Source organism: Dehalococcoidia bacterium (assembly GCA_035310145.1).
Taxonomy (GTDB): domain Bacteria; phylum Chloroflexota; class Dehalococcoidia; order CAUJGQ01; family CAUJGQ01; genus CALFMN01.
Genome location: DATGEL010000061.1, coordinates 55,378 through 66,508, shown reverse-complemented (window position 1 = coordinate 66,508; position 11,131 = coordinate 55,378). Strand labels below are relative to the sequence as shown.

Annotated in this window: 10 protein-coding genes; 2 read left to right on the top strand and 8 right to left on the bottom strand. The window is 69.1% G+C overall.

The genetic code is table 11. From position 1 onward, the window contains the following. Window positions 1–270: 270 nt before the first annotated feature. From VKV26_12210 to VKV26_12180, 7 genes are all read right to left on the bottom strand, one after another. Window positions 271–579, bottom strand: a complete 309-nt coding sequence (locus VKV26_12210) for a transposase (GenBank protein ID HLZ70655.1) — start codon at window positions 577–579, stop codon at window positions 271–273. A 292-nt stretch (window positions 580–871) separates the two neighbouring features. Then, window positions 872–1,366, bottom strand: a complete 495-nt coding sequence (locus tag VKV26_12205; GenBank protein HLZ70654.1) for an NUDIX domain-containing protein — start codon at window positions 1,364–1,366, stop codon at window positions 872–874. Window positions 1,367–1,803: 437 nt separating this feature from the next. Beyond that, entirely contained in the window at window positions 1,804–2,523 is a 720-nt protein-coding gene (locus VKV26_12200) for a response regulator transcription factor (GenBank protein HLZ70653.1), read from the bottom strand. Between the two features lie 575 nt (window positions 2,524–3,098). Continuing rightward, window positions 3,099–3,668 (bottom strand): phosphatase PAP2 family protein, encoded by a 570-nt coding sequence (locus VKV26_12195; GenBank protein ID HLZ70652.1) that lies wholly within the window; start codon window positions 3,666–3,668, stop codon window positions 3,099–3,101. 412 nt (window positions 3,669–4,080) lie between these two features. Continuing rightward, on the bottom strand, window positions 4,081–4,914 hold the full coding sequence (locus VKV26_12190; protein HLZ70651.1) for a WecB/TagA/CpsF family glycosyltransferase: 834 nt from the start codon (window positions 4,912–4,914) through the stop codon (window positions 4,081–4,083). A gap of 215 nt (window positions 4,915–5,129) precedes the next feature. Next, window positions 5,130–5,867, bottom strand: coding sequence for a response regulator transcription factor (locus tag VKV26_12185; protein ID HLZ70650.1), 738 nt, complete (start codon window positions 5,865–5,867; stop codon window positions 5,130–5,132). Beyond that, window positions 5,867–6,589: a response regulator transcription factor gene (locus VKV26_12180; protein HLZ70649.1), complete on the bottom strand. Its 723-nt coding sequence runs from the start codon at window positions 6,587–6,589 to the stop codon at window positions 5,867–5,869. The genes VKV26_12185 and VKV26_12180 overlap by 1 nt, the downstream gene beginning before the upstream one ends. Before the next feature lie 347 nt (window positions 6,590–6,936). Here VKV26_12180 and VKV26_12175 point away from each other — a divergent pair, with 347 nt between their 5' ends. Together VKV26_12175 and VKV26_12170 are read left to right on the top strand one after the other, a co-directional pair. Further along, window positions 6,937–9,000, top strand: coding sequence for a HAMP domain-containing sensor histidine kinase (locus tag VKV26_12175; protein HLZ70648.1), 2,064 nt, complete (start codon window positions 6,937–6,939; stop codon window positions 8,998–9,000). Window positions 9,001–9,139: 139 nt separating this feature from the next. Then, entirely contained in the window at window positions 9,140–9,298 is a 159-nt protein-coding gene (locus tag VKV26_12170) for a hypothetical protein (protein HLZ70647.1), read from the top strand. A 61-nt stretch (window positions 9,299–9,359) separates the two neighbouring features. On the opposite strand, the gene VKV26_12165 is transcribed toward VKV26_12170, so the two are convergent. Then, window positions 9,360–11,057: a hypothetical protein gene (locus tag VKV26_12165; protein HLZ70646.1), complete on the bottom strand. Its 1,698-nt coding sequence runs from the start codon at window positions 11,055–11,057 to the stop codon at window positions 9,360–9,362. Window positions 11,058–11,131 lie beyond the last annotated feature (74 nt).

The window sequence follows — 11,131 nt, the reverse complement described above, 5'->3', positions numbered from 1 at the left end:
GGCGCGAAGGACGCAGGCGTCGCTGGATCTGAAGGTTCGAGCGAGGCCGAAGCTCGACTCCGGCGCGCAGACAGGTGGCACGGTGCGCCCTGGCCGGCCGGTTCGACGTTCGCGGCGCCGGCAAGGGCTGGCCGTTCGGAAGGTCGCCTCGGTGGGAGGATGATCGGCGCCGTTCAGCGGATATTGCCAAAGTTACGACCCAGGCGCTGCCCCTCGTTCTGGGCCGGATGTGGCAGAACGGGATCGCCGGGCGGCGCCGCTGCCCGGGCGCTAGCCGCCTCGGACCCCTTCGACCGCGGGCACAATCGTCGCATCATCCAGATCGACGTGCAGCGTGGCAGACAACTGGTGAAGAACGCCGCTCCGCTTCCAGCGCTCGTAGGTTTGCCATGCCCGGTCGTCGTGCGGCAGTTCGCTGGGAAGATCCAGCCATGCATCGCCGGTGATCGCCCGGTAGAGCACCGCATCCACGAGCGATCGACCGACGCCGAGATCCATCACCGTGGCTGGGTCGCCTCCGGCGATAATTGGGCGAAGACGATCCCAGAGGGCGTCCGAGATATGCGGTACGCTCGGCACGGCGGGTTCCCTCTCTGCATCACTTCGAAACGCGACGGCATATCAATTCGACGTTGCGAAGCGGCTGTTAGGATATAACGGTTTGGCGAGAGCATAGGGCGCGACGGCGGAACGAGCAAGACGGCATTCGGTGAAAGCCAGGTGCGGATCTGGCGCGCGACAGTTGCGAACGGTCGCGGTGTACCGACGCGCTGGTCGCCGATCGCCGGCCGACCGCTTCGGTGGCTGGTGATGCCCAGCCAACTCCGGCGCTCCAGGCGCCAGCGTGCCGCCGCAGCAATCCCCGCGGGGCTCAGCCGGGCAAGCGCACCTCACCGCCAGTCGGATCGAGCGCCTGGCAAACGATGGCCCGATAGAACGGCGACAGTTTGCTCGCCTGCTGAAATCGCCAGCGGCGGTGCTCGACGCTGAGCTGAATCGACCCGGGCATGAGTACAGCGCGATAGATCGCATGCAGTTGGCGGCCCGTGGCATCGCTGCAGGTGCCCACCCGCTCTAGCGCGGCGAAGGCGAGGCCGAGCTCCTCGAAACCCTCTCGACGCATTGCCGTGTCGAAGCTCTCGCCGAAGTCCACGGTTCCGCCGGGCAGCTGCCAGCGGCCCGAGTAGCTCGAGTGCAGGGTGAGCACCCGGCCGGCCGCATCCGTGACCACGGCATGCACACCCAGGCGGTAGCGCGGGGAGAGGAGCCAGACCAGCCGTTCCTTCACCCGCAACGGCAGAGGGAGGAAGCGGATCGTGTAGACCTGCAGCGCGTGCCAGGCCTTGTGTCGGGGAACGGTCTGCATACCCCTTCAGCCGCCTCCGGCGAGACCGTATGGCGATCGGTGGCCGCCTGTGGGACGTCCACCGGACCACCGCCGCGCACTGCTCCGTGCTGAGCTGCAACGCGCGCCCGGCGCATGGCGGCGTGGGAAGAAGTCCCTGAACGCCGCGAACACGCCCGGTCGGGTAATCGGCGCCGCGGGTGGTTGCTCACACGGCAGCATTTGCCGGTCCGTGCAGGCAGATTCCACGAAGCCGCCACTGCCGCAACCCGGGGCGAGCAGATGGTTGCTCCCGGTCGAAGCGGAGGCCGGGATCGGTGAGGACAGCATCGGCAGTCGCTCGCATCGAGCGTCCAGGTTGTGCAGCGCTACGGCGTCGCGGGCGTCGGGTCAGCGAGACAAGCCGACGCCAGCCATGAGACAGCCGTCTCGCTCAGGCGAGCACTGCCGCCCGCGCCTCACGGCAGCGCCCGAGTTTCAGACGACTCGGGTTTGCGGCGGAAGGTATAACCCACGCCGGCGACGGTCTGGATGTAGCCGGACGAAGCGGAGTCATCCTCGAGTTTCCGCCGCATATTGCGGATGTGCCCCTTCAACAAGCTCGCGTCATCGACGCCTTCGTACCCCCACACGCGGTCGGTGAGTGTCTGGTGCGGCAAGACCTGGCCCTCGTGCAGCACAAGTTCGTACAGCAACTTGAACTCGATCGGCGTCAGATGGATGTCGTGCCCCGAGCGCGTTACGCGGCGCCACTGCGGATCGAGGCGCAGATCGCCCGCGCTGATCGTCTGCCATCCCAGGCGCGGTTGCGTCGGATTCTCGTTCGTCCGTCGCAGAACGGCCTGCACGCGCGCGAGCAGTTGCGTCGGGCTGAACGGTTTGCAGATGTAGTCGTCGGCTCCCAACTGGAGCCCTCGCACGACATCCTCATCGGCCGAGCGGGCGGTCAGCATGATGATCGGCGTTGATGACTCGTCCCGGATCGCCTTACAAACCTCCCAGCCGTCCATGCGCGGCATCTGCACATCAAGCAACACGAGTTGCGGTTCCTTCCGCCTGAACAGCTCCAAAGCCGCGGCTCCGTCGCGTGCGGCGACAACATCGTGGCCGGCTCGGCGAATAGCGAAACAAAGGATATCGAGGAGATCAACATCGTCTTCGGCAACAAGAATCGTCATCCCTGCCACTCCGTCCCTATGCCCCCTATGCCGTGCGGGGCTGCGGCTTTCCCGGCTCCAGACGCGGGCTGATCCCGATTCGCCGCCTGCCGCCGGTCAATGTGCAGTGGGCCGCCGAAGCCCGCCGATGGCATCGGTGAACGGATCACCCCGCGCAGCGATCGGCCGCTCCGGCGTCTGCCCGCAAACCATTCAGCAACTCTACTGTGACCGGTGCGTAACCCGGTTACGCTCGCATCTGTTGTATGACACCGGCCTGCCCCCCGGCCAGCCTTATGGGTGGGCAGCGGGTAGAGATCCGGTTGGGAAGTCGTACGACTTCCCTGCCCACGCCTGCCTCGGCAGCCAGCGAGTTCCAGGCGAGCCACGGCGCCGGGATGGCGCAGCAGCCCGCGCGGTGGTGCCTGCCCAGGGTAATGATCGAAGCCGCGAGCGATTCCTGCAGCCTCAACCGCGATTCATGCCTCAGGCTTGCGACGCACGCTCGCGCCGCCACCGGGCGCATGAGGCCGGAACGGGCCACGAGGACATGCCACCGTGTGGCGTCAGCTCTGTGACAGCGGAATTGGGGCCCCTCAGCGTGTCGCTGCCGTCTCGCGATCGCTGGCCGGAGCGGGCGGCAAGGCGGCCGCCGGCCCAGGCAGGAGCCGGGCAAGGGCGACCACGGCAAGCGACCAGCCCAGCAGCCAGGCGCCGATCACCTCGTCGCTGTAGTGGTCGCCCACTGAGACACGGCTTACGCCAACCGCCAGCGCCAGCGCAAACAGGCCGAGCCGCAGGGACCGCCGTTTCACCACTGGCGCGCTCACGCCGGCGAGAAACAGCGCGCGCAGGGCGTGGCCGCTGGGATAGGACCCGGTGGAGGGATAGAACAGCCACTGTTTCAGTGCGGCCTCGATCAGCAATCCGACCGCGAACGCTGCGAGGATACCGGCGGCTCGCCAGGGGTTGTGCTGCGCGGTGGCCGCGCAGATCACCAGCACTACCGCGGCCGACAGGACCGGCGTGCCGGGGAGCGCCAGAACGCGGTCGAGCCGCAGCAGCCACGCGCTGTGCGCCGCTCGAATGGTATGATCGAGCGGATTCGATACCAGATCTGAGAGACCGAGACGGACGATTAGCGTCCAGGCCGCAAAGAGCAGCAAGCCCGCGCTTCCTGCCCGCAGCCCTGGTGTCAACCGTTTGGATTCGCGCATAATCCGGAAGCCGCTTCCCCGTGAAACTTGTTGGCCGCTTCCGCGCCGGCCGCGGGCAGATTCCCCACACCTGCCCCCGCCATGGTAAGCACTTTTCGCGGAGGACCCTCATGCAGCGCCGCGGCGCGAGCATGCTCCGCCACGCGGGCGGGGCGGTGGTCACTCGTCCCACCGCGAAGATCCAGAGGGCGACGGTTCACCAGAGCGGGAGCTCGACCCGCACGTCGACGGCCGCGCCACCCTGAGCCGGTTACGGTGGTGCGAGCGCGGAAGCGGCGCCGAGTCCGGCGCGAACCGGCCGGCCGAACGGCCACGTTTTCCTGCACCGGCGCGCGTCGATGAGGAGCGTGTGCGTCCGCCATCACTGGCGGAGGGCGTCGGTCTCACCCCGGCGGATCAACCGTGACGGTCGAAACGTCCAGAGGAGCCTGGCGAAGAAGGGAAGATCGTTGAGCAGGTACCGCCGCCACAACCGTCGCGGCTCCTGCTGCAGCCGGTACAGCCACTCGAGGCCCACGCGCTGCATCCAGCCTGGAGCCCGGGCGAGGCGGCCGCCGAGCAGATCGAACGTCCCGCCAACCCCCATACAAACCGGCACGCCAAGCTCGTGCAGATGCCGGTCGATCCAGAGGTCCTGTCGCGGCGCACCGAACGCCACAAAGAGAAACGCGGGCCGAGCCGCGGCGATCTGGCCAACGATCCTCTGCTCTTCGTCGGCGCCGAGCGGGCCGAAGGGAGGAGCGTAGGCTCCCGCAATGCGCAGTCCTGCGTGCCGGCGCCGCAGTGCCGCGGCCGCCTCCGCGGCTACCCCTGGCGCGGCGCCAAGCAGATAGATGCTCCAGCCACGCCGTGCCGCCAGGCCCGCCGCCTGCTCGACGAGCTCGACGCCCGTCACCCGCGCCGGCAGGGGAGTTCCGGCCAGCCGTGAAGCCCAGACCAGCGGTGCACCGTCGGCGACGGCGAGGGCCGCGGCGTTGAGCACGCGCCGAAACTCGGCGTCCCGCTGTGCCAGGCGCAGGAAGTCGAGGTTCACCGTGACGACCTGATGCGAGCCGCCGGCAGTGACGAGCGCCTCCAACCGCGCTGCCGCCTCGGGCAGCGTAACCCGGTCGATACCCACGCTCAGGATGCGGCACTCCTTCAGCACCATGACCTCCGGCGGCTGCGGTCGGGCAGGGTCGAGCCGTGTTTGCACGCTCGCATAGACGCTCCTGGAGTCCTGCAGCGAAGCGATCGTCGCCGCGATGCGGCTTCTCGCCGGGGACTCCAGGAGCACGAACCGAGGCTAGCCTGAGTCCGGCGCAGAGCGGGTGCAGGACGATGGACGATCCGGTGCAAAGGTTTCAATGCAGCGTGGGAGTCGAGTATTCAGCGCCGCACCGGCCCCTTTGGCCCGCGCGTCGGCGGGCATCACAGCGCAGCCGCGTCAGGGCCGGCTTCGGACCGATCCCACGCGGCGGCCGGCGGTTCGCTCTGCGGAACCACGCCATTGCGCAGGGCAAGCGCCACGAGCCGCGCCCTGCTGGTCGCGCCGAACTTGCGCTTCAGGATACGCAGTTCCGTCCGTATGGCACTCTCGGAGAGAAAAAGACAGTCACCGATCTTCGCGGCGCTCATGCCGCCCGCAAACAGCTCCAGAATCTGCCGTTCTCGCGCTTCGAGCGGCATGACCAGCGCGGGTCGATCGCTTCTCCTTGAGAGATACTCCTCAACCAGTTCGCCGACGAAGTTGCGGGGCAGTCCCCATTCCCCGCGCGAGACCGCCTCAATGCAGGCAAACAGCGAGCCGGCGCTGGCCCCGTGCGGAATAAACCCGCGGGCGCCGGCCAGCAGCGCGACTTCGATCTGAACCGGCTCATCCGGCGCGAGGACGACCACGGCGGGTTCGCTGCCCGCACCATTGAGCATGGTCGCGTCCGCGATGCGCTGGACGCGGCTGATCGCGTCGACGAGGACGACCGTTGGCGCCCAGGACTGCAGGGCATCGGTCAGCGCCCGCTCCTCACAGGCGACCCGGGTGACGATGCCGGGCCGCTCGTGAGCGAGCGAGCGGATACCCTCCGCCAAGAGGACGTGCTGCGTCGAGATCAGCAACCGTACCGCCGCGCCCTGATGATCCGCATCCGGCAGCGCACCCGCCTGCTTCATCAGCCCCCCTCCCGGAGTTCCACGACGTCGGTATCCGCGATCCCGCCGGGTGGACGCTCCTCCTGATACAGCCCGGCGCCGATCAGCCAGCTCACCGCCTGGGCGCGGTTCCGTGCGCCGATGCGCCTGTAGGCCGTCCGCAGGTGCGCCCGAACGGTGTGTTCGGAGCGGCCGAGTCGCCAGGCGATCTCGCGATTCGAATGGCCGGCGGCCACAAGGTCGAGCACCTCGAGTTGATGTCCTGTCAAGCGAGCCGGGGCGGCAGCCCGTGGCGGGGCAACGCCTTCGTCGGATGTGAGCAGAACTGGGAGAGCAAGGTTGCTGCCGGGACCGCGTCTCTCGACCTGGCGCGAGCCGACGACGCTCAGGAGCTGGACGAACTGTGCCGCGGTGGTATCTGGCGCGATGAGGCCACGAACTCCGGCGCGAAGCAGCTCACTGGCGGTATCCGCCGCAGGGTTCGCGCCATACACCAGCACCGTGGTATACGGCGCGGCCGAGTGTAGCCGATCGAGCCAGGCCGGGCTTGTGCTCAGCAGCACCGCGTGGGCCAGGCAGACGGCGGGCTGGTGGTCGGCGGACATCGCGCATGCGGACGCTTCACCATCGGCTTCACCGATGAGGACGATCCCTTTGTGCCGGCGCAGCACGTCGCCGATCGCCAGCCGCCGAATAGCGCTCGGATCGGCGATGAGGACACTGATCGCTTCCCGTGCAGGCAAGGGCTTCCTCAGCTCGGGGAGTGTCGCATCGCCAGGGCGGCGCTCGCCGTACCCCTGGCTCCGCAGGGAGCGTCTGCCGGCGAACGGAACATCCCAGCGGCGCCAATCATAGTCCAACTCGCTAGCCGTTGTCTCGCACCCGATACCCATTCGTGCACGAAAAGGACGACGCGCCGTGGTGAATCTCGGATCGTCACCGGGTTACGATAACTCGGGTCCTTCACCATTTCTACACCCGATGCCCGGTCAGATCGCACGAAAAGGTTGAGACGGCTGGCTTCAGATCCGTAGGATCGCGCGACACGCTGCACGATCACTGTGGTCGGGCGGCCTGGAGTAGAGGGCGGATGTTGCAGCAGCCAGCAGCCCGCGGTGGTTCGGCCGAAGGCCGTGCCGCCGCCGAACACGGTTTCGCCCGAGCGTGGGGTCCGGTGCGGCTGCTCGCAGGTGACGCAATCGCTGCCGTCCTCGCCATCGCCGCGTTGTACCTCGCCCATCAGCGTTGGCCATCGATACTTGATGTAGCTGGCCTCGGCATCATCGCCCTGGCCACCGGCGTTGCGGTCTTCGGCGTGCTTGCGCGCGCGAAGGCACGGAGGCCCAGGCCAACCGAGGTCGTGTTGCTCGTGCTCGCAGAGCTTACCCTCGCTGCCGTGGTCGCCATCGCCTGCGTCGTCCTGCTTGCCTGGACACCGGCGTTGACGCTGCTTGCGGTCCTCGCAGGTGCAGCGGCAGGCATCGCCGGTCGAATGCCGGCATCCGCGAAGGGCTGGCGCGCCCGTCGCTTCCATCGCCGGCGGACCACCGCGCCAGGCGGCGTCGAGAGTTCATACAGCGCCGAAGGCGCCGACCCAGACGCTGTCCTCTATCCCCTTGCGGCCCAGATCGCGGCCACCGGCAGCTTTGCCTGCGTCCGCGTCTTTACCCTGAGCGACGACCAGCGCGCCCTGGTCCTGCGTGCCGCGGCATCGGCCGAGCAGGGCTGGGTCGCGGCCCCGCCCGAACATGTGCGGCTCGTGCTGGATCGCTGCCCGCTCCTTGCCGAGGTTCTGAAGCACGGTTCGTGGCGGCAGCCTGGCCTGGGAATTGAGCGCGAGGCGTTTGGGCAAGACGTCGGCGCCGGCCTGAACGCGGACGCGATGATTGCGGCCGGCCCGCTGATCGCCACGGAGCCGGCGCGCGGTCTGGTGGTCGTGAAGGCGAACGCCACCGCTTCAGCCAGCGCCTTTGAACGCGATCTTGCGACCCTGCGTGTGGGCCTGGCCCGCCGCCGCCCCGAGATCTGCGCCGCCCTGGCAACGGATCTCGTCAGCCAGATCGGGCTGCCGTTCGGTCGCCTGCTGCGCGACCTCCCGTCGCCGCTGCTGCTGCTGAATCGCTACGCCCGTGTGATCGTGGTCAACGCCGCCGCGGAGCGGGCGCTGGGACGAGTCGCCGCCAGCCTCATCGGCCTCAGGCTCTGCGCTGGTCCGCAGGAATGCGACTGTGTGCTGCATAGGGCGCTGCGCGGCGAAGGTCCGATCGTGACCGCCCTGGACACCATCCTCGTCGACGTTGTTCTGGCCGAGTCCACGTCCACCGCCAGCGTCTGGGCGGTGGCAGCCCCGGGTCAGTCGGGCATCGTTGCCGTTAGCCTCGCGCCCGAGGGGCACGCGAAGGGCGGCACGCCGGAAGACGACCTGAGCGGGCTCGATCTTACCGCGATGATGGCCCACGACCTCCGCTCGCCCCTGACCGCGCTTCGCGTGGCGAGCCAGCTCGCGATCGAAGACGACGTCACCACCGACGAACGCCTCTATCTGATGGGCAACGTCGCGCGTCTCGTCGAGCGCACCGACAAGATTGCCGCCGATGTGCTCGACGCGTACCAGGCTTCGGCGCGTCCCGAAACCTGCCGACGTGACCGGGTAAACCTGCGCCAGGGGTGTACGGCGCTGATCGACGAGCTGGCGTTGTCGGCTGCCGACAGCTCGCGCATCCACATCTGCCTCGATCCGGCCCTGACCGTCTTCGCCGACGGCGCAAAGCTGCGGACCGTGCTGCGCAACCTGCTGACGAATGCGATTAAGCACACGTCACCAGACGACAGCATCTCCGTCTCTGCCTGCCGGTTCGACGGCGAGGTGCGCATCACCGTCCGCGACAGCGGTCCGGGGATCGCCGCCGAGGTGGCGCCGCGCGTGTTCGATCGCTTCTACCGGGGTGGAGCCGCGGACGAGCGCCCGGCCGGCCATGGCCTCGGTCTCTTCATCGTGAGGCGGCTGGTGCACACGATGGGCGGGCAGATCTGGTTGGAGCCCGGAAGCGGTCAGGGCGCCGCATTCACGTTCACGCTTCCCGAGCTCGCGCCGGTGGAACTCGTCAAGCCGGCACTCACGCCGACCGCCGTTGCCGTGGCTCGCAGCGCCTGAGCGGCCCATCCGACGGCGCCGACCCGCATCGCCATTCGACCATCCCCGGCGTCCGAGCCGCGGCGGTATGGGCTTGTTGCGGCACAGGTTCGAGTGACATACTCGGTGCGTGTGCGAGGCAAGACGGGCCGGCGAGCGAGTGTCCACCACGCCGGCTGCTCCCGCCGGCCATGAATCGCCAGACTACCTTGTCGATACTCGCCCGCGCGCCATCCGCGGTCTCGTGATCGGCCTGCTCATCAGCATCGTCTTTTGGTGCCTGGTTCTGCTCGTTCTTCTGTTTTTGGGCGTGATTTAGTCCGAACGCGACGGGGCGGCAGGCCCGCGGCCCTGCGCGCACGGAGAGCTCCGGCCGCCGCTCAGCGGCCGGTTTGATAGCCGGCGGCGTTGGCCGCGGCGACGTTCACGTAGCAGGTGACGGGCACCATCGCGGTGTAGCGGCTGCTGGTGACGTCGTATGCGCGGTTCTGCATCGTAACCTTCACGGGGAAGTCGATCGGGCAGCCGTTGTCGATCGGCGCGGCGGTCTGCGGCGGCGGGGTCGGCGCCGGCGTCGGCTCGGGCGTGGGCGAGGCGGTCGGCTGCGGGGTCGGTGACGGCGACGGACTCGGCGTTGGGCTGGGCGATGGCGTGGGGCTCGGCGACGGGCTGGCGCCGACCGCCGGCGACGCCGTGGCCGCGGGCGAGGCCGCCGCTCCTGCGTTCGGCGTGGAACGCACGATCGCCGCGACGCCGGGTACGCCCGCCGATGCTTCCGCCGTGGGCGTCGGCGGCAAGGCGGTGCCGACGGCACTGCTGCCCCGGTCGCTGCCGTTCACGCGCCGGCTCTCGTAACCACGGCTGAAGGCAAGGACGCCGGCAAACGCGAGGGCGGCGATCACCGCCGCGCCCGCGAACAGACGGCCCCGCCCGCCGCGCCGTCGCGAACGTCCGGAGGCCGGCGGCAGCACGTCCAGCGACACTGCGCCCCGCGTCTTCGTCTCTACAGCGGCCAGGCCGGCGTACTCCCGATGCTGCGGGCAGTCTGCCTCGATCAGTGCCTGCGCGGCCTGCGCCGCGCGATGCAGATCGTCCGCTGAGGCGCCCTCGGGCGCGTTGAGCGGGAAGACGCGCAGGCAAAGGGGGCAGTGCACGCCGCTTGCATCGGCGTCGTCGGGCGCACGTTCGCCCTGCGCACGCGCTTCCGCGCGTTCGAGCAGATCGTCGAGCGTGACAGCTTCTTCGGGCATGGTCGCGGTGCCGATCGCCATCGTCGCGGCGCGGTTGCCAAGGCGGCGTAAGAAGCCGAGCGCCGCCTTGCGATTCGTCTCTGGCAAGACGGCGGCGAGGCGCGGCCGATGCCCGGCGAGCCTGCCCAGCACGTCGCAACTGCGCAGCGTGTGCGTGAGAATCTCACCGGCCAGCGGCAGATCCGTCGCCGTCTTCAGGTCGAAGACGACGACCGTTAGCGGCCGGCGGTAGCGGCGCGCGCGATGGACCTCTTCACCGGCACGGGCGTTGAAGGCCGCCGGTTCCAGCATGCCTTCGGCCAGCGGCGCGTTCTGCCGCTCCAGGTGCCGGCCGGCAGCGGCCGCCGCGTGCGCCAGCACGCCTTCCAGCAGCGCCGACCGCTCGGCGCTGGCGACCATCGCGATCAGCGCCCCCTGCACGCCGCGCGAGCCGTCGATCGGCATGCACAGCGCGGCAGAGGTGCCGCAGCGCACTTCGAGCGCGGCGCAGGTGCGGGCGCCCCAGCTCTGGCCCAGCGTCGCCGCCAGTGGATACGGCGCGAGCGCTTCGGGCGGAGTAAAGCGGAAGGAAGCGAGCGGCACGCCAAGCTGATCGAGCGGCAACGGCCGGGCCGAGGCGTCGAGCAGCGCCGCCAGCCGCCACTCGTCGCTGGTGGTGTCGCGTACCAGCGCCAGCAAATAGCAGGCCGCATCCAACCGGCGCGCCGTCGCCACCGTGGCGCGCAACACGCCGGCGAAGTGTGGCTGGCGGTGTACCTCCAGCGCGTTCCAGAGCGAGACCGCGGCCAGGTGTTCGCCGGGCGACGGATCGACGGACTGTGCGTTCAACCTGCCCTCCCGGCGATACTCATCCCCCTGAGTCCCGGAATCAGTATCGGCGGGCAACAGCACGATCTTTACGT